The organism is Salegentibacter echinorum (assembly GCF_900129445.1).
In the GTDB taxonomy this organism is placed as follows: Bacteria; Bacteroidota; Bacteroidia; order Flavobacteriales; family Flavobacteriaceae; genus Salegentibacter; species Salegentibacter echinorum.
On the sequence record NZ_FQVT01000002.1, the window covers coordinates 263,600 to 286,464 of the forward strand.

Here is a 22,865-nt window from a genome sequence, read left to right on the forward strand (position 1 = left end):
TTAAATCGATTTTGGAAGGGATGTTGGCGCATCCCTTCTTTTGGTTTTTCACACGTTACGGTTTGGTTATCACAATTTTATTATCTTCTTTTTCATACTTAAAATCTTTATATTTCTGAAAGGTTTGTAATACCTCATCTATACTTTTAGTCTCAAAACTCGCACTAATTTTTAGTTCGTTTAGAGCTTTGTAATTATTTTCTATACTAACATTAAACTGTCTTTCCAGCTTATTTTTAATTACTTCGAAAGAATCATTTACAAAGATGATTTTTCCATCTATCCAGGCCAGGTATTTCGCTGGTTTTACTTCGGAAACCTGCATGCCGGTATTGGTGATTTCTGCAAGTTGATTAGGGCTTAAAACCACCGATTCTTCTTTAGATTTATCATTTGATTTTGAAGTGGCTGAAACCTTTCCGGAAACCAATAAAGTCCTGGTTTTATCATCATCTTTATAAGCCGTCATATTAAAGGCGGTACCTAAAACCTCAACCTGCATTTGATTGGAAACCACTTTAAACGGCCTGCTGGTATCGCGGGCTACCTTAAAGTAAGCTTCTCCTTCCAAAAACACTTTTCTGTCTCCTTTTTCTAGAAAAGCCACGGGATATTTTAATTCGGTGCCGGCATTTAGAGTAACCTCAGAACCATCGGTAAGACTTACTTCATAAGTTTTTCCAAAAGGCACTCTTAAAGTGTTGTATTTTAATTCTTTTTTCGAAACTCTGGCGCTTTTCTTATAAACCAACTTATTCTGCTCTTCTTTCAACATAACCGCTTCGCCAGAGAAGAAACTACTTCCGTCTCCATCCATCACTTCCAGGCTGCCGTCTTCCAATTCTAAAGTGATTTGATTGGATTCATTAAAATTATTTTGATTTTCCAAATTAAAATAGGCGAAAATTCCACCAAGGATCACTGCAGCAAACACCGCGGCGTATTTTAGAAAAGCAAAACTTTTACTTCTTCTTTTCTTTTCGGTTTCCCCTATAACAGCCGGGGCTTTAGCTTTTGGAACATAATTACGATCTATTAAATATTGAGTCTTTATAAAAGACTTATATTTTTCCTGATTGGCTTTAACTTTCAACCATTTTTCCAGTTGCTCCATTTCTAATGCAGAAGCCTCGTTGTTCAAATATTTGATGATAATCTTTTCCATATCCATAGGCTATGATGATTTTAATTTTATTTACCCTTAACTTTTTTTTAATTTTTTTTAATATACATATCTTGGCTTAAATTTTTCCCTATAAAAATGACCGATAAAGATTTCTCAAAAGCCCTTAAGGAAGGTAACAGGCAGGCCTATGGAAGACTGTTTGAGAAATATTACCAACCCCTTTGTGCTTTCATAAAACCTTACACCAGGGATTGGGACACCGCCAAAGAAATTGTGCAATCGGCATTTATTACTATTTGGCAAAAAAGGGAAAGTTTAGATATTGATACTTCTTTGAAAAGTTATTTATATAAAACGGCCTATAATTCTTTTCTACAAATGCAGCGTAGAAAAAAAAAGCAGGAAAAACTATCGCATCGGCTCAAGGAAGAGGCTCTACGGGCAGAAATTGAAATAGATGAAGAGTTGCAGGAGCGAAAAATCAAGAAACTTCGAGAAGTTATAGAAGACTTACCAATCAGGTGCAAGCAGGTTTTAAAACTTAAACAACAAGGTTATAAGTATAGGGAAATTGCCGAAAAATTAGAGCTTTCAGTAAAATCTGTAGAATCTCAAATGCGTATCGCCTACCAAAAAATTAGGGAGGAGTTTGAAGATGATCCCAGCTTTTTTATTATTGTACTTCAAACCTTGCCGCTTTTGGATGAGGAATAGAACTTAAAAAATTTTTCTCCCGCTAAAAACGCATTATTTCATTCTAATTTTAAAGATGATTGTAAATTATCATTAAAAAGCATTCTTAAAAATTAACATTATATTAACGTTTGCTTTATAATGGTTTTTCAGTTTTTCATGCTCATAGGGCTGTAATCTGGAATCAGAAATACAAAATTAACCACATCACATTTATTTCTTCCGGAGAAAAAACACCTAATTAATCCTAAAATTTACACTATGAAGCAGCGTTTTTTATTCAGAATTTTTACTTATGTTTTTCTTTTTGGTTTCCTGGCCAGTTATGCACAGGAAGATAATTTTGAACATATAAAGTCAAAAAAAGGAATAGAAGAATATACTTATAAACCTAATGATCTTCAGGTTTTACTAATTCAGGATCAAGCTGCGCCGGTGGTAACAGTACAGGTTACTTATCACGTAGGTTCTAAGCACGAAGTTCCCGGTAATACCGGTTCTACCCATCTGCTGGAGCATTTAATGTTTAAAGGCACCCCAAAATATAATCCCGAAACCACAACCGTGACCAATGTTTTGCAAAATATTGGTGCCAATCTTAATGCGACTACCTGGAACGACAGGACCAATTATTATGAAACTATTCCCAGTGATTATCTTGGCCTCGCCTTAGATGTGGAAGCAGACAGGATGCGAAATGCTTTGCTGTTACCCGAGTATAAGGAAGCTGAAATGACCGTGGTTAGAAACGAATTTGAGCGAGGGGAAAATAATCCAAACAGCATTCTCTCTAAAGAGGTATGGGCTACCGCTTTTATGGCTCATTCCTACCATCACTCTACGATTGGTTGGAAATCTGATATTGAAAATGCGCCCAATGAAAAACTCAGGGAATTTTACGATACCTATTACTGGCCAAATAACGCCACACTTTCTATCATTGGAGACTTTGAAAAAGATGAAGCTTTTAAATTAATCGATAAACATTTTGGGAAAGTAGCTAAGGCGCCGCATGGATTTCCGCAGCCTTATACCGAGGAGACCGAACAAACCGGTCCCCGTCAAATCACGGTGAAAAAACCCGGACAAACCGGCGTTGTAATTACCGCTTTTAAGGCTCCCGGAAGAATGCACGAGGATCACCCGGCTTTGGGAGTTTTAAATATGATTCTTAGTAATGGTGCCTCTTCAATTTTGAATAAAACCTTTACAGACACCGGCAAAGCTTTATATGCTTATAGCCAGCTTAGTAATTTTAAAGATCACAATTTAATGACCCTTGGCTTAGGCTTATCACCAAATTTTGAGCACGAAGAAGCCAAAAAGGAATTACTGGCTCTAGTAGATTCTGTTAAAACACACGGAGTAACAAAAAGCGATTTAGAGCGGGTGGTAGATGCTACTGTGGCACAGAATAAAATGAGCCGGGACGGTTCCTTTGCCATTGCAGGAGCATTAAATGAAGCGATTGCCGTTGGCGACTGGACAGATTATATTACCAGGGTTGACAAACTAAAAGCCGTCACTACCGAAGACGTGCAACGTGTGGCCAAAAAATACCTGGATGTTGACCAAAGCACCAGCGGATTTTTTATTCCGAAGAATAACCAGGGTGGTAATGCAAAGCCGAAAGAATCAGCTGAATCATTTCAGAAGAACTTGAATGATAAGCAATTTTACAGAAATCCTGAAGCAGCCAAAACCGGGCTTAAAACCACAAAACAGAACTTTGATGTCCTTCCGAAGAAAAATTCTTTTGATTACAAAAGACAAAATGTGGGCAGCATAGACCTTGTTACGGTAAAAACTGCGGTAAATGATTTTATTACCGTAAACGGAAGTTTTAATGCCGGGGAATACGCTGCCGAAAAAAGCAATCTTGCTTCTATAACTGCGGCAATGCTTTCTAAAGGAACGTCTAATAAAGATAAATATGAGTTTTCTGAAGCGCTGGAAAAAATGGGAACCAACATTAGTTTCTACGCGGGAGATTTTAAAACAGGATTCTATTTTAAAACGCTAAATGAAAATAGCGATGCGGTAATTAAATTATTAGCCGAAGCACTATTTGAGCCTGCATTTAAAAAAGAGGAACTGGAGCTTATCAAAAAGCAATATGTAGGAAACTTAAAAAACCGATTGGATGATCCTGCAACTCTGGGCCAAATTGAATTGTCGCAAACCCTATATCCTAAGGGCCATCCCAACTACTCCAAAAGTCTGGAAGAACAAATAAAAGATGTAAAAAGTATTAGCCTGGAAGATGTAAAAACTTTTCACAAGTCGCACTATATGAACGTGCCTATGCATACGGTAATTGTAGGGGATGTTGAAGAGGCTAAAATTACAGAGTCACTAAAGCAAAACTTTCCAGATGCAAAAAAAGAAGCAAGTAAGTTAAGTTTTGATTCTAAAGCAGTTAAATCTAAAAAAGAGGTGACCAAAACCATTCAGGTGCCAGAAAAACCAAGTGCCGATTTAACTATCGCTCAATATACAGGCCTCACAAAAAATGATGCCGATTATTTGGCAATGAAAGTGGGTACTTACGCCCTGGGTGGCGGATTTGCCGGTAGATTAATGCAGGAAGTTCGGGATAAAGAAGGGCTTACTTACGGTATCTATGCCAACCAGTCTGGCAACACTTTTACCGATGGATACTGGAGGGTTAATGCTTCTTTTAACCCAGATTTAATTGAAAAAGGAGAAACCTCCAGCTTTAGGGAAATTAATAAATGGATAGAAGAAGGAATTACAAAAGAAGAGCTAAAAAATAAAAAAACCAATATTATTGGCTCTTTTAAGGTATCTCTTTCCACAACAGGTGGCATGGCACGTACAATTTTACAATATTTGCAAGAGGGAAAAGATCCTTCTTATATCGCAAAATATCCTGAAGAAATAGATAATTTGAATCTAAAGGAAGTGAACACTGCGATAAAAAAGTATATTAAGCCGGGGCAGTTTATTATTATCAAGGCTGGCTCTCTTAAAGAGTAATATGAATTTTTGTAAACAGTAGTGATGTTAAACCTTCAACTGTCAAATTCAATGTTAAAGGTTTCCAAGATAGAGACCTCACAGGCCCGCATAATTATCGGTACTGTGAGGTCTGCCCCTTAGGGCGTTTTCTGTTTTTATAAATAAATACAGATATTCAAAAAGAATACTATAGAATATGAATTATAAACAAGTTACTGGATTTTTAAAGTCGAGGGCAAAGTTTTTCTTCTTGCTATTATTGTTTTTATCGACAAAAGCAGAAGCTCAAATTTTTGATCCCGTAGAATGGTCAACAAGTGTAGAAAAGGTTTCAGAAACCGAATATATTTTGGTTTCCACTGCACAAATAGAACCGGGCTGGCACCTATATTCGCAAGATGTGCCAGAAGATGGTCCCATTCCCACCAGTTTTTCTTACGAGGAAGCCGATGGTTATAGCCTGGAGGGAAATACCGTTGAAGATGAAGGACGTACCATTCACGACCCTGTTTTTGATATGGTGATTACCTTTTTTGATAATCAGGCAGAGTTTAGGCAGAAAATCAAGTTATCGAATAAAGATTTAAAGAGCGTTACAGGAGAAGTTGGCTTTATGGTATGTGACGATGAGCGTTGCCTGCCACCTTCTTATGTAGAATTAAACTTTGATCTTCGCAAAAGCGTAGCTGCCAGCCAGGATGCTATTAATGCAGTTGGCGAGCAGTCACTAAAAGAGACAAAGCAGGTGGAAACCAGCGAAGATTCTTCTAAAGCGGCGGTAGCCGATACTAAAAAGCAAGAAAAGAAAGGATTATGGACTATTTTTATTATCGCTTTCTTTTCTGGTTTTGCGGCTTTGCTTACACCCTGTGTTTTTCCTATGATTCCCATGACCGTAAGTTTTTTTACCAAACAAAGTAAAACCAGAGCTAAAGGAATAAAGAATGCGCTTATTTATGGACTTTCAATCATTATAATTTACTTATTCCTCGGTGGAATTGTAACCTGGGTTTTTGGTGCAAGTGTGCTAAACGCTTTTTCTACCAGTGTTTGGTTTAACCTTATCTTTTTTATCATTTTAGTAATATTCGCAATTTCCTTTTTGGGTGCTTTTGAAATTATGCTGCCTAATTCCTGGGCGAATAAAGTAGATAAACAAGCTGATAAAGGCGGGGTAATTGGGATTTTCTTTATGGGATTGGCACTGGCCATTGTTTCTTTTTCCTGCACTGGGCCTATTGTGGGTACCTTACTGGTAGAAGCAGCCTCAAAAGGTGGTATTGCCCCTTTTATTGGGATGTTTGGCTTTGCCTTGGCACTGGCCTTACCTTTTGCACTTTTCGCTGCGTTCCCCGGCTGGTTAAATTCCCTTCCAAAATCTGGCGGCTGGCTTAACACGGTAAAAGTGGTACTGGGCTTTTTAGAACTGGCCTTAGCCTTTAAATTCCTTTCCAATGCCGATCTTGTATTGCAATTGCATTTGTTGGAGCGGGAAGTTTTCTTAACTATTTGGATTACCATTTTTGGAGCGATGGCGTTTTATCTCTTCGGAAAAATTAGGTTGCCCCACGACTCTCCATTAGAGCATATTTCGGTAGGAAGACTTAGTTTGGGTTTATTGGTCATGGCTTTTACTATTTATATGATTCCCGGGTTATGGGGTGCACCGTTGCAATTAATTAGTGGTTTTCCACCGGCTATGAATTATAGTGAATCGCCCTATGGCGTGGGATACACCAAATTGGGTAGCGGTGGCGCCACAGTTTCCAAAGAGGAATTTCCAGATGGTGCCCACCTGGGACCCCACGATATAGTAGCTTTTACCGATTATGAAGAGGGACTTGCGTATGCCAGAAAAGTCAATAAGCCGGTGATGATAGATTTTACAGGACATGCCTGCGTGAATTGTAGAAAAATGGAAGAACGGGTGTGGAGTGATCCCGCCGTGTTACAAATTCTTAAAAATGACATCGTGCTTATTTCGCTCTACGTAGATGATAAGCGGGAATTACCTGATGATGAAAAGTTTACTTCAGAAATAAGCGGAAAAGAATTAAAATATATAGGCCAGAAATGGAGTGAATTTCAAACCTTGCGATATAAAGCAAATGCACAGCCCTTCTATGTATTAATGGATTTGGAAGAAGAGAATTTGCTCGATCCTGTTGGTTATACGCCAGATATTCAGGAATATAAAGCCTGGTTAGAAAAAGGAGTTAAAGAATTTGGAAAAGAATAGTTCAATATGGAATTACCTACAACCGAACTTAAAAACGATAAACTGGAACAGGAATTTAATGAATTCCGAAAGAATACAGTTGGAACCCAATGTAGCTTTTATACCGATTACGGAAAGCAGGATTTGCTCTATGCCGATTGGATTGCAAGTGGTCGCCTATATCAACCAATTGAAGATATAATTTGTCAAAAAGTAGGCCCTATGATGGCCAATACCCATTCTTTCTCCAGCGAAAGCGGAAAGAACACGACCTATCTATATCGCGAGGCGCGCAAAATCATTAAAGAACACGTAAACGCGCAGAAAAAAGATGTCTTAGTCACCACCGGCACCGGAATGACAGGTGCTTTAAGAAAATTACAACGCATTATCGCTTTAGATAAAGATTTAATTTCTGAAGCAGAAGAAGACCGTCCCGTGGTGTTTATAACCCATATGGAACATCATTCCAATCAGGTGTGTTGGCAGGAAACAAACGCCGATGTTGTAGTTTTACCTCCCGGAAAAAACAACCTCATAGATCCTGAAATTTTGAAAGCAGAGCTTAAAAAATATAGTAATAGAAAGTTAAAAATTGGTTCGTTTACCGCCTGTTCTAACGTAACCGGAATGATCTCTCCCTATCACGAACTGGCCAGGGTTATGCATCAGCATAATGGTTACTGTTTTATGGATTTTGCGGCTTCTGCGCCTTATGTAAATATTGATATGCACCCGGCTGCAAAAGAGGAGAAGTTAGACGCTATTTTCTTTTCGCCTCATAAATTTCTTGGGGGTCCCGGGGCTTGTGGCGTGCTTGTTTATGACGAAAACTTACAAAAGAGCAGCATTCCCGATAATCCCGGTGGAGGAAACGTAAAGTGGACCAATCCCTGGGGAGAACACGCCTATGCTGAAGACCATGAAACCCGTGAAGATGGTGGTACGCCAGGTATTCTTCAGGTGATGCGCGCCGCCCTGGCCATAAGGTTGAAAGAAAAAATGAATCCTGAAAGGATGAAACTTCGGGAAAATGAATTGTTAGAGTTTTTCTATAAAGAAGTAGCTACTATCCCGGAAATAAAGATTTTCGGCGAAAAGGAACGGGAGCAAATTGGCTGTGTGTCTTTTAACCTGGAAGGTTTTCATTATAATTTAGTGGTTCGTTTATTAAACGACCGTTTCGGCATACAGGTTCGCGGGGGTTGGTCTTGCGCGAGCACTTATGCCCATTACTTATTTGAAATTGACAAAGCCTCTTCGGCAGCAATTAGTGAAGGAATCGCCACCAAAAATATGTGTGATAAACCCGGTTGGGTTCGGGTATCTTTGCATCCTATAATGACCAATAAAGAAGTCCTATTAATTACCGATGCTCTAAAGGAAATTGTGAAAAATAAAGCTGAATGGGAAAAGGATTATACCTATAATCCCGCTACCAATGAGTTTGATAGGGTAGAAGCCTCAGCCGTAGAATTGCCAGATTTTAATGCTATGCTGAGTTTATAAGAATACACCTTCCTACAAGGTTTTTTTGACCTTGTAGGTATGGTTTACTGTGCTATTTTGCGGATTTGTGCTCAAACAAAATATTCCGCTCCTCTGGAACTCTGTGTTTGATGCTGAACTTCTTTCTATAAATATTTCGCTTCTCTAAAGCTCTTTCACCCGGTTTTTTTTGACTTTCTAAGCGGGCAACCTAGATTCGATTAAATGATTTGGTTGTAGTTTAATCAAGCTATCACTGTGGTAATAAATTGTCATTCCGACGTAGGAGGAATCTAGTTTATTGAAACAAGGATTTTTTGTTTTACTAGCTTATGCTGGTTTGAGCATTCTAAGTCGAAAGGTTCAGGGATTGACCATGAAGATCGGAAGCACTTTCTGCATGGTCTTTTTTTGTAAATAGCTTTTCTCAATGCTATTTCACGTGATTTATGCTCAAACAAAATATTCCGCTCCTCTGGAGCTCTGTGCTTGACTTTAAACTTTTCTCTATAAATATTTCGCTTATCTGAAGCTCTTTCACCCGGTTTTTTTTGACTTTCTAAACGGGCAACCTAGATTCGATTAAATGATTTGGTTGTAGTTTAATCAAGCTATTACTGTCGTAATAAATTGTCATTCCGACGTAGGAGGAATCTTTTTTATTGGAACAAGGATTTTTTGTTTTACTAGCTTATGCTGGTTTGAGCTAAGTCGAAAGGTTCAGGGATTGACCATGAAGGTCGGAAGCACTTTCTGCATGGTCTTTTTTTGTAGATGGCTTTTCTCAATGCTATTTCGCGTGATTTATGCTCAAATAAAATATTCCGCTCCTCTGGAGCTCTGTGCTTGACTTTAAACTTTTCTCTATAAATATTTCGCTTCTCTAAAGCTCTTTCACCCCGTTTTTTCTGGATTTCTACATTAAGTTCGATTAAAAAATTTCAGTATTTCGTTCTTGATGGCTTTGCTTAACGAGCCTTGTAGAGGCGGTATATTTCTAGAATATTAAATATGATATGCAACCGAGCTCCAGCGGAGCGGCATAAGACCTGTCCTTAAGCTGCTTTTTTAAGATTCCTGGTTCTAACTTCCTGTTTCAGCCTAAATACAGTATCTTTTTCATAAGCCATAAAGTAGTAGATCACAAAGAATAAGAAATACATAATCATTGATTTCTGTCTTAAAATAATTCCCAAATTAGACATTACGAAAGTCATAGCAAAAGATGAGGTAAAGAATAGCACCAGGCTTAGCTTTACGTGCGCGGGAGCGCTCTTAAGAAATCCTAAGAAACTTTTTCTAAATAGTTTTCCGAAGATTAGTAAATAAATAAAATTCTCTACAGAAACCACAATTCCCAGAATTCCTGGTGCATCAAAAAACAACGGCCTAAACCAAAAGGTAAAGAATTTTTCGATTAGGGAATAGTCGTTCATTGGTACTCCAGAGGTTGCGTTATCTAATTTACCAGCCCTGTTTTCTGTAAAAGACAAGAAATCTGCTATGAGGTTTTGAGAGTTTCCAAGGTTTACCACTCCTAAAATTTGTTTGTGAAATAATAGCAAGGTTCCGGCTATAACCCCTCCAAATATTGCTTTTTGCTTTAAACTTACTTGATCTTTATTAAAGAATATGGCAAATAACCCGGCTCCCGCCAATAATAAGAACATATGTGGTCTAATAGCAAAAACCAATAGTGACCCAACACTTAAACTTATCATTCTATTCTTAGGTTTTCTAAGGGCATAAGCGAATAGCATTAAACCCAGAAAGATAGGAGCTCCTTTTCCCAGGGAAGCCGTCCAAAAATGCATATTCGGCAGAAATAGAATTAAAGTTAAAAAATTTATTCTTTTGAATATTTTGATATCCAAAGAAATGCTTTCTTTAAAGAATAAGTAAGCATATACAAACCCCATAAAACCTACCCAGGTAAACAACAGCATCATCATTTCATAGCTAAACCCCAGGAAATTAATAAAAGGGTAAGAAAGAAAATCGATAAAAGAGGTTCCGGTTTTTAAGAAACCACTCCAGGTTACATCTTCTTTCCCGGGTACGCTAAAATACCTTTTAGAGTCTGAAGGATTAAAAAATGCGTAACAATAATAGATTCCTCCGAAAATCAAATGATAGAAAAACAGTTTGTTCATCAGGCTTACTGAGAAAAAATCATGCTTTTCCTTTATTTTTTTAAATATATATTGCGTGATGAGGTATAAAAACGGAATCATCATCGCCGCCTGCAATAGGTTATGAAGTAGGTTAGTATCTGGGAACATTTGTTTTCTTGTTTATTCCCTTTAGTTCAATATCCTTACCTAAATCATCTAATTCTCAAATTGCTAAATTTATTCTTTAAAAATAAGCATATTCTTATGTTTGTAGTCAAGTACTTACGTTTATATTAATCTATGGATTTTTAACAATATTTTTTCCACAGAAAAAATTCCACAGATGTGTGGAAATCACCGTTAATACTGGGTGTTTCTTAAAATTTAAATCCGAAGGTAAAGGTCAATCGGCCGCCATCATCGCCTCTATAGTACCCCAGGTTTCCGGTTACCGCTCGAAATGCATTTATCCAAACCGAACCACCATAATCGTTACGCCACCTTTTAGCATTGGTGTTTTCGGTCCATACCCTTCCGTAGTCAAACCCTGCACTTACCCCAACTTGTATTGGAACAAAGTTGGTTTTAAACCGACTTATCCCCACACGAAGGTCTGTGGTATGATAAAATGAATACTTTCCGTTAAAACGCTCATTTCTATAGGCTCTTAGGTTATCTGTTCCGCCTAAAATGGCACCATCATAATATTCATAATGATCACCAAGAATCGCTTTTCCGCCTACTTTAGTAGCCAAAACAGCTATTCCACTTGGATGTAAAGGATAATTTACAGCTAAAGATGGGTTTACATAAGCGAATTCATTGTCATATTCATCGATATTGGTTTTATAGCCTGCGGTAATTTTAGCTTCAAAGCCTTTACTGGGAAATGCTGGTCTGTTGCGATTTTCGAAAGTATAATTCACTTCTCCACCGGCATAGAGTTGTTGCTTGAAAACATCATTAGACTTTTCGAGGGCCTGGCCTATATACCTATCTTCTTCATAAGAAACTTCCCGGGATTGTAGCATAGGTTTCACATAAAAGCTTCCGCCATATTTTCCGCGCCAAATTAAAGACGGGGCAAAATACCATTGCTCCAACAATGCCCTGTTGTAATCTTTATCCCGATCATCCTTGTTATATTCTGAATCTACACCTTCTCCAAAATAGTTCACCGCAAACTTAGGGCTGGTATATCTGGCCATAATACCAAGATTCCAATTGTGGAAAATATGAGAGAACTCTCCTTTATATCCTATTTCAAATCCGCTGGTCGCAAAATAAAAAGCTGCCCCAAGAGTATGCCGGGTGTTAAATGGATTGTTGGTAAGACCATAGGTGGTATATGTGTTTTTTACCCCCAGGGACAAACCTTCATCACCACTATAATCTGCTTGCGGCAAGAGAATGTTTTCTTGTTTTTTACGTTTATCTGGGTTATAGGTAAGTATATCGTAAGAATCTACTAACCACTTTTTCGAATGCTTGTTAGTGATTGTGTTTTCTTTAGATTTATGATCGTAAATTTTAAGCTTTCGGGTATTTTTAAAATCGTAAATATCGTTTTCTTCCCCACCAATTACCTTAATTTTCACTGGGTGATTTCCCTGGCCGGTCACTGTAAATTTATCCTCTCCATCCAGACCATAAATCCAGATTTCTTTAGTTTCTTCTGAAGAATATGTTCTGCGGAATACTTCTTTCCCGGCCTCATTTTCTATGCTAATATTGGTCTTACCATCTTCTGCTCTGGTAATTTTAAAGGTGTCGTCTTCTTCGGTGCCGGTTAAAACCTGAAACTCCATTAAATATTTATAGTAACGTTCAGTGATATCTACCAGGTTTTCCCTTCTGGCTTTTAGATCACTTTTAATTTTACTTATCGTTTCATCTTGTGCAGCTTTTGGTAAAGCTTCAAAGGCTTTATTAATTTCAGCATCACTAAGTTTTGCCTGAATAAATTTTGCCTGTTCCCGCCAGTCTTCTAAATCAGATTTCTTTAATAATCTTTGATCTAGTGGATAACCGGCCAGGTTAAACCATTTTACGTCATCTACATTCTCATCATAAGTTTCCATCTTTCGCACTAATGGAAATCCAATTTTAAGTAAAGAAGGAAAAAAACCATCATAATTTGGAAAAGCGAAATCCCGATCCCGGGGAATTGGTTTAAAAAGTTTAGTGCTATCGGGTTGGGTGTATTGTCCCCAACGCCATTGGTCAAAATGACGGTCCCAGTCCCCAATAAGCATATCAACCAGTCTATTTTTAATAAATGCTTCTTCATCTGGCGCAACATCTTTGGTTTCTTTCATTTCGGCGAGGAAATCGCGCGTGCTTAAAATATCTTCAGGGGAGCCAAAACGCTCAAAATTTTTATTTTCATCGCCAACGTGCGCTTCAAACATATATAATTCATCCCCGTATTCATCATTATTTAAACCTAATGCTTTTTGTTTTGGGACATAGAAGATTTTTGGTTTGCCGGCATTAATGCCTAAAATCTCATTAATATGCTTTAATGAGTAACGGGCATAAGGGTGAGCAGTGGTAAATAAATCTAAAGCCAGGCGCTGCGCCACGGTATTTTCTAAGATATCTTTTATGTAATGATCTTTTACAGTATAAGATTGTAAAAACCTTTTTGCGCTTTTTCGCAGAGCTCGTATAGTAAATTCATTGTCGTTGTTATCTATAAACCTTAAAGATCTTGATTGCATGCCACCACCTTCTTTTAAAGGTTTTAAATTGCCCGGGATGGTGTCTAAAAATAGTACAGGAGCCTCTATTTTTTTACTGTAAACCTTGCGATAATAATCTCCAAACAGCGCTTTATAAAAACCAGATTTTGTAGTTTCTTCTTTAGTATAGATTGATGCCTTTTTGGTGCGTCCCAATTCTTCTTTTGTTTTAAAAGAGATTTCGTCCCAATTTGGTTCATCACTTTCTATAGTCTTGCTAAAAATAATTTTTGGTTCCTCTTGTTCAATACTAAAAATATCTACAATAGTTTTATTGTTTTTAAAAACTTTAAGCCTGGCAAAACCTTTTTTTGTAGAGCCAAAGTGTTCCTCTTTTCTAATGCTGTATTTTTTAGGTTTTCCTATGTTACCACTTATAATTTGAGGAATTCCATCGTCTTGTAGGTATTGAAGATTGGCTTCATTTCCAGAAATAAATATCACATTATCAAATTGGCTGGCCAGCGTTTCCAACCTTCCGCGTAGGTATCTATTTTTCTCATTTTGATAATCCTGAGAGGAAAATCCGCCAATTTTGCTAAAGAAATTTGTTTTTGAATTGCTCATCACGGGATGTGGGAGAGAAACAAGAATCGTTTTTCCGTGGGCATCTTTAATTGCGTCTTTAAATTCAGCAAAAAACTGTTCCCTGGTTTTAATATCACATTTTCTATTCATATTGGGATGATCGTCCCAATTTTCTAAATACCATTGTGTATCTACTGTTACAAGAACTATCTCGTCTGTAATATCTTCGTCCTCAATAGGGCAACCATCGTCTGGCCAAACTTCAAAATTATTATTGTTATCTTGAAAAAAGGACTCTAAGTTGTCTATATATTCCTGCCCGCCGTTTTTCCATTCGTTCTTACTGGGAGTGAAAATTACTTTTCCATTAAACCCCTTTAAAGGACCAATAAGAAGTTTTTTAAGTTTTTCTTTTTGTGGTTGTTGTAGTGTCATATTGCCAGAGGAGGTAGGGGTGAAATTCCCAGGAATTAGTAGTGTGGCTACTTCATCCTGTTTGGATGCTAATACGATCTTTCTAAGTATTTGTTGGCTCTCTCCTGCTAAATCATTGCCCAAATTACCGATAGCGTAAAAAGTATGTTCGGGCTTTTCATCTTTCAGTTCCAAATTTTGTTGAGCCCGTAAGGAATCTGAAAGTATTAAAATTACAATTAAGCTTAGATAAATTTTATGTTTTCCCATAAATGTGTCACCAGATTTCAGAATAATTTCCCATTAATTTTATAATGAAGAAGCTTAAAATTTGAGAAGGATGCTTTTCAAATAAGAAGCTTTGCAATTTTCCTATAAAATGCGATTTCACAAAACATTTTAACGCATTATAACAAACGCCGTTAGCAGAATTTTAACTTTCTCTCGTGAGCTTAGTTGAGATTTCTTTTCTCTATAAAAAAGCGTTTTAGCAATGCGGATGCTTCTTCAGCAAGAACACCAGAGATTACCTTTGTTTTAGGGTGTAAGTGCACCCCGGTTTTTCTATAACCGCGCTGCTGGTCATTTGCTGCAAATATTAAATTTGAAATTTGGCTCCAGTATAAAGCACCGGCACACATTTGGCAGGGCTCTAAAGTGACATACATTTTACAATTTGTCAAATATTTTCCCCCTAAAAAATCTGAAGCTGCGGTTATTGCCTGCATTTCGGCGTGGGCAGTAACATCGTTAAGGGTCTCGGTGAGATTGTGGCCCCGGGCGATAATGCGGTCTTCTATCACCACTACCACACCAACGGGGATTTCACCGCGGTTAAAGGCTTTTTCTGCTTCATCGAGGGCCTTTCGCATAAAATATTCATCATCGTAAACCTGCATCATCTGTTTTTTCTTCGGAAAGGTAAAAATTAAAAACTTAATCAGGAAAAATGTGTTTTTCGGTTTCGAGGATGAAATAGTTAAGGTTTACTATTGAAGCTCACAAATTCTCGAAAATTAAAAAGAATGAATAACTTGAACTGTTCTTATGCAAAATGAAACTTATTGTGTCTGTAGTACATAATAAACTTTGAGAGTAATGCTTTACAAACTACGCGTCAACTTAGGCAGAGGATCCCGGGAAACAGACAATACCAGCGAATATTACAAAATCTTCAGGGTAAATCGGTTTAAGAAATGGAAAATTGATATTGAGTCTAATGAAACAAATTTATATTTTCTTCTGAAGGAGCATCTTGTTTAGTTTCTTATTACTTTTTCAGATAAGATTAGTTTAACTTTGTGAGTTATGGCCTATAAACATTTAAATAACATTAATAGCCCGGAAGACCTTAGGAAATTGCCGGAAGCCGGGCTCAAGGAAGTAGCTGCTGAACTGAGACAGTTTATCATCAATATTGTGGCTACTAAAGAAGGTCATCTTGGCGCCAGCCTCGGCGTGGTAGAATTAACCGTTGCTTTGCATTATGCATATCATACCCCGCAAGATCTGTTAACCTGGGATGTGGGACACCAGGCTTATGGACATAAAATTTTAACCGGACGTCGGGATATTTTTGAAACCAATCGGCGGCTTAATGGTATTAGCGGATTTCCAAAACGAGAGGAAAGTGAATATGACAGCTTTGGGGTTGGCCATTCTTCTACCGCTATTTCTGCTACTCTGGGTATGGCCATTGCTTCCAGTTTAAACGGGCAAGAGGAAAAACATCATATCGCCGTAGTTGGTGATGCTTCTATCGCAAGTGGCATGGCGTTTGAAGGTCTTAACCACGCCGGGGTAACCAATGCAAATTTATTGGTAATCTTAAATGACAATGCGATTGGAATAGATCCCAGTGTAGGGGCATTAAAAGAATATCTTACCAAAGCCCGGGTTGGTTACAAGCCAAGACAAAGCAATATTATTGAAGCGCTTAATTTTAAATATTTTGGTCCGGTAGATGGACACGATATCCCCGGACTTCTGAAAGTTTTTGAAGAATTAAAGCAAATTAAAGGCCCTAAATTCCTGCACGTAATTACTACCAAGGGAAAAGGTTTGAAAAAAGCCGAGGAAGACCAGGTGAAATATCATGCCCCGGGGAAATTTAAACCCGATACCGGGGAACTTTTATCTTATGATACTACCGGGCTTCCTTTAAAATTTCAGGATGTTTTTGGATTAAGTCTAGTAGAACTGGCTTCTAAGAACAAAAAAATTATTGGCGTAACCCCGGCCATGCCTACCGGCAGTTCTTTAAAATTTATGATGCAGGCGTTTCCAGATAGGGCTTTCGATGTAGGTATTGCAGAACAGCATGCTGTGACCTTTTCTGCGGGAATGGCTACACAAGGTTTTACCGTATTTTGTGCTATTTATTCTACATTTTTGCAACGAGCCTATGATCAAGTGATTCACGACGTGGCACTTCAAAAGTTACCGGTAGTTTTTTGTCTTGACAGGGCGGGTTTGGTTGGTGAAGATGGCGCAACCCATCATGGCGTTTTCGATCTGGCTTATTTGCGCTGCATTCCCAATATGATTATCGCTGCTCCTGCCAATGAAAAAGATCTTCGGGATTTATTATTCACTGCTCAATTAGAATTGCAACTTCCCATTGCAATTAGATATCCCAGGGGTAGGGGAACAACTGTAAATTGGGAAGCCCCGTTTGAAAAAATAGAGATAGGAAAAGGAAAATGTCTTCGAAAAGGTAATAAAATTGCCGTTTTGAGTGTAGGTAATATGACTACCAATGTGAAAAAAGCCATTAAAAAGTTGAATACTGAAAAACCCGCTCATTACGATATGCTTTTTGTCAAACCATTAGACGAAGTTTTACTAGATCAAATATTCAAAGAATATGAAATAATTCTAACGGTGGAAGACGGGGTGATAGCCGGTGGCTTTGGAAGCGCCGTTTTAGAGTTTGCTGCAAAAAACGATTATAAGCAGAAGATCAAGGTGTTGGGTATTCCCGATGAGTTTATTGAGCAGGGAAATGTTGGCGAATTACAAGAAATTGCAAAAATAAGCGTTGAAAATATAAGGGAAGAGATAGCATCCCTATTCTTAAATTTTTAATTTTGCAAATCCGAACAATCTAATATTAACCAATGAGAATCAAAGTCTTATGTTTTTTAGTCTGCTTAATTCATTTTATCTCTTTTGCGAAAAATTTAAATGCCAGGTATTTTGACACTATAAAACCTTCTGACACTATAAAAGTTGTAGAACAGGAGAAGGAAGTAGATTCTATAGTGGTCACCTTCTGGACTCCAAAGAACAAGGTTGGTGTTAATCTTAATGAAGTTGCGTTTATAAACTGGAATGCGGGGGGAAATAATTCTATTTCAGCCTTAATGCATGGAGATTTTGAAAGGAATTTTAAGAAAAGCCTTTTAAGCTGGAAAAACCGGGTTTCTATTAGATATGGTCTAAACTCGCAGGAAGGTCAAAAAGTTCGCAAAACTGAAGATCAATTTAGATTAACTTCTACTTTTGGTTATAGAAAGGATTCAACATCTAATTGGTTTTATTCGGGAAAATTGAATTTTAATACACAATTTACCAATGGTTATAAATATCCCGATACCAATACACCAATCTCTAAATTTATGGCCCCGGGTTATTTGTTTTTAGGGGTTGGTACCGAATATTCAGACCCTGTGGAAGATTTTACTGTTTACATTTCGCCGCTAACAGATAAATCTACCTTTGTTTTAGACCAAAGGCTGGCGAATGATGGGATGTTTGGGGTTAATCCAGCCGAAAAAGATAGTCTTGGGAATGTGATAAAAAAAGGTCAAAGGGTGCGTACGGAATTTGGTTTCCTGGTCACCAGTGAGTTTTCTAAAGAGGTTTTTGAGAATGTAGATTTAGAAAATCAAGTAAGTTTTTATTCAGATTATCTCAATAAATTCGGAAATATCGATGTAGAATGGCGGTTAAATGTGAACTTAAAAGTGAACGACTTTATTAAAGCTAATGTAGGTTCTCATTTAATTTACGATGATGATGTGAAATTTAAAGAAGACACCAATGGGGACGGTAATCTGGAAACCACCGGCCCGCGGGTGCAATTTAAACAGATGCTTGGGGTGGGACTGGTCTATGAATTTTGACCAATTTTATTCAATTGTGTAGGCATTTATTTTCATTGATGTCCGATAAAAATATAACCAAATAGCACGTTCTCTTTTATAATAGAGCCTAAGAATGATTTCATAATTACCTTTCTTGCTAATTGAAATCTTTACGAAAAAGGGTTTGCTGAAGAATAATATATATAAAAGATTAAGATTATCAGCTAGTTACAATTTAGTCTTTTCTCATTTTTCTTGTAGCAAAGCTATCTTACTTCATTACTGGACAATAGTGATTTATTTTATAATTTTTTCCCGCTATATCGTTCAAAAGAAGCTACCGTGAACCCATCTGTTAGCGATGAGGTATGGGAACAAATTTCCAGCAGGCGTTTGTAAACCGATTCTTCGTCTTTTAGAAAATTTAAGCCTGGTGCCGATTTTAATACCAGCTTATTAAAGTGCGAATCTAAGTGTGTTTCATCTGGTAGAAACGCTTCAGTATAGGTGTCTAGTAGGTGTGTGAGCATCTTATGGCCGGCAATTTCTTTATTAATCACCTCTTCACTTTCATAAATATTTTCAACACTAATTTTAATAATATCATCTATTTGTGCACTATACGCACTCTTTTCCAGCAAGGTTTGGTGAAATTCTCCTGCTAAAATAGCTTCTTCATAATGGAGGAATATCTCTACAGCTTCAGTAATTAAGGTGCTAATGGCTAAGGCTCGCAAATAACTTAATCTGTCGGCAGTATTGGTAAGCCGGTTGTATTTTTTAGTATTGATGTTGTTTTTTACCAATTTTATAAGATATTCTAAAGCATATTCTTCCTCGATAAGTCCAAGGTTAATGCCGTCTTCAAAATCTATGATGGTATAACAAATATCATCGGCAGCTTCTACTAAAAAAGCCAGTGGGTGCCTGGAATAACTAATATCACCCTTACTTCCGGTGTTTTTTAAACCTAATTCTGAAGCAATTTCCTGAAAGAAATTACTGTCGGTCTGAAAAAAACCAAATTTCTTGTCGGTTACTTTTTTAGTGGGTTTATAGGGTAAGGATTCTTTGGGATATTTTATAAAAGCTCCCAGTGTAGCATAAGATAGTCTAAGGCCGCCAGAGATGCCCGGTTTGTTTTGAGTTAAAATTTTAAAGCCGTTGGCATTTCCTTCAAATTTTATAAGATCCTGAAATTCTTTTGGAGTTAGCGCTTCTTTAAAACGCCTACCTCGCCCTAAACTAAAATATTCACCAATTGCCTTCTCTCCTGAGTGACCAAAAGGAGGATTCCCAATATCGTGCGCTAAAGCGGCTGCGGCAACAATAGCTCCAAAATCATTCATTTTGTAGCCGTGCGTTTCTTCTAATTGCGGATGTTTCTCCAGTATTTTTTGACCGGCTAACCTTCCCAGGGAACGTCCTACTACTGAAACTTCCAGACTATGGGTAAGCCGGGTATGCACAAAATCTGTTTTGGAAAGTGGGATTACCTGGGTCTTATCCTGCAAACTCCTAAAAGCGGAAGAAAATATGATGCGATCGTAATCTACCTCAAACCCAAGACGGGTTTCATTCTGCTCTTTTCTTAGCCTTTTATTGGTGTCGCCAAAGCGTTTTAGAGATAAAAGCTGTTCCCAGTTCATCATTTTCTGAAATATTTTAGAAGTTATTGGTGCCTAATTATAAACATTTCAAAAGTAGCGAAAACGATAGGATTTGCAACGTAGAATTTTTTAAACCTGGAATATTCAGGAAAGTCGAGATAAACATTTATAGTAGAAAAATTCATATAATTCTATAAATACGAAATTTGAAAAACCAGACCTGGTCATCCCAATAAAATATAGGAAGAGCTTCAATTTCTACAAGAGCTTATAGCAAAGTGAGCAAGTACTAAATACTTGCAAACCAGGTTTCAAATTTATTTCCTAATATAGGAACAGGCTTTTTTTGATGATTTATGGCATTTATAAGTCCCATAATCCATAGGTACAATAGAAAAATTGACCCCAAAAAGCTTAAAATCCAGCCTAGAATGGGAATCATTCCTAAAATAAACAGTCCGAACCCAATTAATACCAGCCCTAAAGATTGCTTTATATGAAAATTAGCATAGGCGTCTTTTTTCTCGTTGTTTAATACAAATGCGACTATCAAACCTATTACGGTAAGGTAAGAAATTATAGCAATGGTTTTGGCGTCAAAACCATTGCTTGTTTTCTCTGTCTTATTTGCTTCTGAGTGCGTATTTTCCATAATAAATTATTTTTTTGTGGCACCAAGCGATGCATAATCATCTTTATTTAAACTAAATGATTTTTTTTCCAGACCGGTACAACGCATAACAACATTATTTTTGGATTTCGATTTATCGATCATTTCCATCTCCATCATAAGTGCATCATCTTCAAACCAGTCTGCATTCCAACCATCTGGAATATTACTTTTTTTATTGTTGTACATATTTGCAAAACTTATGGGAGCATCTCGGGTTACGTAGAATTTAAGTATATGTTCCTCATTTTCGGTCTCATAACCCTGGCAGGAATAGCCCATAATAGTTTTAGAGCCTATTTCTTTTAATTCTGAACCTTCGTAAGGATTTTCTTCAGCCTCATAATCCTCCAGATCTTTAATTTCTGTAGCAGTGATAAAATTATTATCTCCAGAAGAAAAATACATTACACTTAATTTATTTTGATTATCTAAAACCATGTGCATTCCATTTGCCTTGGGTACCCTCATTCCGAAGTAAGGTTGATCTTTATTTAATAGATAGGTCATATCCATGGCGCCATCTTTTGTTTCGATGTTTAATTTATATTCCCAATTAAACTGATAAGTTTGTGGTATTTTACTAATATCTACCCGATTGCTACCCATAGGAATTGGACTGTTCTTTAGATCGGTTTCCCACATTTTATTAAGGGACTTATTGGCTTCATTTGCTGCTTTATTAGAAATATTCTCAGTTACAGCATGTTCAACTTTTTGTTCAACTTTCTTCTTTAATTTCTTAAAAAATTGAGCTTCCGCAGTAGCCACGAAAAACAATAAAGAAAATCCCAGTAAGACTATTTTTTTCATAATTCGATATTTAGGTTAATAATTGGTATTCGTTTAATCATAATTGATTTGATCTAAAAAACACTGTGAATAAGCAATTGTAATTCATTTCAATGCATAAATGCATAGTAAAAATGAGAAAAAAGCTTTACCCGCATATTTCACATCCTTGCTTAGAAATGCTTTCCTCGGCCGGTTTATCCCGAATTAGAAAAACTATTTCTTGAGTATCAAAAATATTAGTTCAACTAACTTTATTTAGATCATTCAGTTATTGTTATGAATAATCTAGATTATAACAGGTTTGATAGACCAGACGCCAACCAGTGCAACGCAAAGGTTTAGTCTTTGGTAGGGAATAAATTGTAATTAATTAACCGGTTGGGGGAGAAAATAACCAGTTAGGGCGCAATAAATTTAAATCTAATATACGAAATAAATGAGAAGTATAAAACAATATTTGAAAAACAAGTGTTTGTGCAGCTAATGTTGGGTATAGTAAAACTTGTACGATTCTAAAAATCACTTGTTTTTATCATTGGAATGTAAAGTTTTCTTTCGTTAGGAATGGATTAAAGAATTATGAAATAAAGAAGGTATTTAAGTTATAGCTCTTTCGCGGCTTCTTCCAATTCTTTATACCAGTCTTCGCCAAATTTGCGAATTAATGCATCTTTAGTGAATTTATAAATAGGAACCTGAAGTTCGGCTCCCAGGGTACAGGCATCATCGCAAATATGCCATTTATGATAATTTACAGCCGAAAATTCTGAATACTCCTGAATCCGCACCGGGTATAAATGACAGGAAACGGGCTTTTTAAAGTCGATATCCCCCTGGTTGTAAGCTTCTTCAATTCCACAGAGTGCGGTGCCCTTATTGTCAAAAGTTACATAGGCACAATCTGCCCCGTCGATAAGTGGGGTTTCAATTTCATTAAAATCGTTCGTGATATAAGTACCCTGCTCTTCTATCGCATCAATTCCTTTTTGTCTTAAATAAGGCTTTACTTTAGGGTAGATATCATCTAAAATTTGTCTTTCCTCTGGAGTGACCGGGGCACCGGCCTCACCATCAACACAGCAAGCTCCTTTGCAAGCTGAAAGGTTGCATACAAAATCTTTGGTAAGAATCTCTTCTGAAACTATGGTTTTTCCTATCTGAAACATAATACAAAGATAGCCTTATCCTTATTTTTTCAGAATAAAACACCAGAAATTTTCAATTAAAATTAAATTGATCTTTCGTGTTCAATTTCTCATAAATAACACATTATTTTTTCAATGCATCCAAAACTTATTTTAGCTGCGAGGCGATAGCCAGACGTTTAATTACCAGGAGTTTGCCTGGGAAAAAAAGAGTTTTTTCGGAAGCATCCCTCACACTCTTAAGTTGAAA

General features: G+C 37.0%; 14 protein-coding genes. 6 read left to right on the plus strand and 8 right to left on the minus strand.

From position 1 onward, the window contains the following. Positions 1-55 precede the first annotated feature (55 nt). Entirely contained in the window at positions 56-1,171 is a 1,116-nt protein-coding gene (locus BUA71_RS04805; RefSeq protein ID WP_083572038.1) for a FecR family protein, read from the minus strand. A gap of 90 nt (positions 1,172-1,261) precedes the next feature. On the opposite strand from BUA71_RS04805, the gene BUA71_RS04810 reads away from it, so the two are divergent. The 4 genes from BUA71_RS04810 to BUA71_RS04825 all read left to right on the plus strand — a co-directional run bounded on the left by BUA71_RS04810 (position 1,262) and on the right by BUA71_RS04825 (position 8,528). Then, positions 1,262-1,840 (plus strand): RNA polymerase sigma factor, encoded by a 579-nt coding sequence (locus BUA71_RS04810; RefSeq protein ID WP_072877286.1) that lies wholly within the window; start codon positions 1,262-1,264, stop codon positions 1,838-1,840. Positions 1,841-2,080: 240 nt separating this feature from the next. After that, entirely contained in the window at positions 2,081-4,819 is a 2,739-nt protein-coding gene (locus BUA71_RS04815; protein ID WP_072877288.1) for a M16 family metallopeptidase, read from the plus strand. Between the two features lie 178 nt (positions 4,820-4,997). Then, on the plus strand, positions 4,998-7,040 hold the full coding sequence (locus BUA71_RS04820; RefSeq protein WP_072877290.1) for a protein-disulfide reductase DsbD family protein: 2,043 nt from the start codon (positions 4,998-5,000) through the stop codon (positions 7,038-7,040). A 6-nt stretch (positions 7,041-7,046) separates the two neighbouring features. Then, positions 7,047-8,528, plus strand: coding sequence for an aminotransferase class V-fold PLP-dependent enzyme (locus BUA71_RS04825; protein ID WP_072877292.1), 1,482 nt, complete (start codon positions 7,047-7,049; stop codon positions 8,526-8,528). Between the two features lie 1,034 nt (positions 8,529-9,562). On the opposite strand, the gene BUA71_RS04830 is transcribed toward BUA71_RS04825, so the two are convergent. The 3 genes from BUA71_RS04830 to BUA71_RS04840 form a co-directional block, all read right to left on the minus strand. Beyond that, entirely contained in the window at positions 9,563-10,789 is a 1,227-nt protein-coding gene (locus BUA71_RS04830) for a hypothetical protein (protein WP_072877294.1), read from the minus strand. Between the two features lie 209 nt (positions 10,790-10,998). Continuing rightward, the gene (locus BUA71_RS04835) at positions 10,999-14,577 is read right to left on the minus strand and encodes a BamA/TamA family outer membrane protein (protein ID WP_072877296.1); all 3,579 of its coding nucleotides are present in this window, start codon (positions 14,575-14,577) and stop codon (positions 10,999-11,001) included. A gap of 182 nt (positions 14,578-14,759) precedes the next feature. Then, positions 14,760-15,209, minus strand: a complete 450-nt coding sequence (locus BUA71_RS04840; RefSeq protein WP_072877298.1) for a nucleoside deaminase — start codon at positions 15,207-15,209, stop codon at positions 14,760-14,762. A 406-nt stretch (positions 15,210-15,615) separates the two neighbouring features. Here BUA71_RS04840 and BUA71_RS04845 point away from each other — a divergent pair, with 406 nt between their 5' ends. Next, complete coding sequence (locus BUA71_RS04845; RefSeq protein ID WP_072877300.1) at positions 15,616-17,394, plus strand: 1-deoxy-D-xylulose-5-phosphate synthase; 1,779 nt, start codon at positions 15,616-15,618, stop codon at positions 17,392-17,394. Positions 17,395-17,426: 32 nt separating this feature from the next. Next, entirely contained in the window at positions 17,427-18,434 is a 1,008-nt protein-coding gene (locus tag BUA71_RS04850; protein ID WP_072877302.1) for a DUF3078 domain-containing protein, read from the plus strand. A 263-nt stretch (positions 18,435-18,697) separates the two neighbouring features. Here BUA71_RS04850 and dgt read toward each other — a convergent pair whose 3' ends face one another. From dgt to BUA71_RS04870, 4 genes are all read right to left on the minus strand, one after another. Continuing rightward, positions 18,698-20,044 (minus strand): dGTP triphosphohydrolase, encoded by a 1,347-nt coding sequence (gene dgt / locus BUA71_RS04855; protein WP_072877754.1) that lies wholly within the window; start codon positions 20,042-20,044, stop codon positions 18,698-18,700. A gap of 250 nt (positions 20,045-20,294) precedes the next feature. Next, positions 20,295-20,657: a DUF4870 domain-containing protein gene (locus BUA71_RS04860; RefSeq protein WP_072877304.1), complete on the minus strand. Its 363-nt coding sequence runs from the start codon at positions 20,655-20,657 to the stop codon at positions 20,295-20,297. A 6-nt stretch (positions 20,658-20,663) separates the two neighbouring features. Next, on the minus strand, positions 20,664-21,488 hold the full coding sequence (locus BUA71_RS04865; RefSeq protein WP_072877306.1) for a DUF4412 domain-containing protein: 825 nt from the start codon (positions 21,486-21,488) through the stop codon (positions 20,664-20,666). Between the two features lie 584 nt (positions 21,489-22,072). Further along, positions 22,073-22,636, minus strand: a complete 564-nt coding sequence (locus BUA71_RS04870) for a DUF3109 family protein (protein WP_072877308.1) — start codon at positions 22,634-22,636, stop codon at positions 22,073-22,075. Between the last annotated feature and the right edge of the window lie 229 nt (positions 22,637-22,865).

Bases quoted from the DNA above. Each gene is read 5' to 3' on its own strand.
- BUA71_RS04805 (WP_083572038.1), bottom strand. From the start codon at position 1,171: ATGGATATGGAAAAGATTATCATCAAATATTTGAACAACGAGGCTTCT.
- BUA71_RS04810 (WP_072877286.1), top strand. From the start codon at position 1,262: ATGACCGATAAAGATTTCTCAAAAGCCCTTAAGGAAGGTAACAGGCAG.
- BUA71_RS04815 (WP_072877288.1), top strand. From the start codon at position 2,081: ATGAAGCAGCGTTTTTTATTCAGAATTTTTACTTATGTTTTTCTTTTT.
- BUA71_RS04820 (WP_072877290.1), top strand. From the start codon at position 4,998: ATGAATTATAAACAAGTTACTGGATTTTTAAAGTCGAGGGCAAAGTTT.
- BUA71_RS04825 (WP_072877292.1), top strand. From the start codon at position 7,047: ATGGAATTACCTACAACCGAACTTAAAAACGATAAACTGGAACAGGAA.
- BUA71_RS04830 (WP_072877294.1), bottom strand. From the start codon at position 10,789: ATGTTCCCAGATACTAACCTACTTCATAACCTATTGCAGGCGGCGATG.
- BUA71_RS04835 (WP_072877296.1), bottom strand. From the start codon at position 14,577: ATGGGAAAACATAAAATTTATCTAAGCTTAATTGTAATTTTAATACTT.
- BUA71_RS04840 (WP_072877298.1), bottom strand. From the start codon at position 15,209: ATGATGCAGGTTTACGATGATGAATATTTTATGCGAAAGGCCCTCGAT.
- BUA71_RS04845 (WP_072877300.1), top strand. From the start codon at position 15,616: ATGGCCTATAAACATTTAAATAACATTAATAGCCCGGAAGACCTTAGG.
- BUA71_RS04850 (WP_072877302.1), top strand. From the start codon at position 17,427: ATGAGAATCAAAGTCTTATGTTTTTTAGTCTGCTTAATTCATTTTATC.
- dgt (WP_072877754.1), bottom strand. From the start codon at position 20,044: ATGAACTGGGAACAGCTTTTATCTCTAAAACGCTTTGGCGACACCAAT.
- BUA71_RS04860 (WP_072877304.1), bottom strand. From the start codon at position 20,657: ATGGAAAATACGCACTCAGAAGCAAATAAGACAGAGAAAACAAGCAAT.
- BUA71_RS04865 (WP_072877306.1), bottom strand. From the start codon at position 21,488: ATGAAAAAAATAGTCTTACTGGGATTTTCTTTATTGTTTTTCGTGGCT.
- BUA71_RS04870 (WP_072877308.1), bottom strand. From the start codon at position 22,636: ATGTTTCAGATAGGAAAAACCATAGTTTCAGAAGAGATTCTTACCAAA.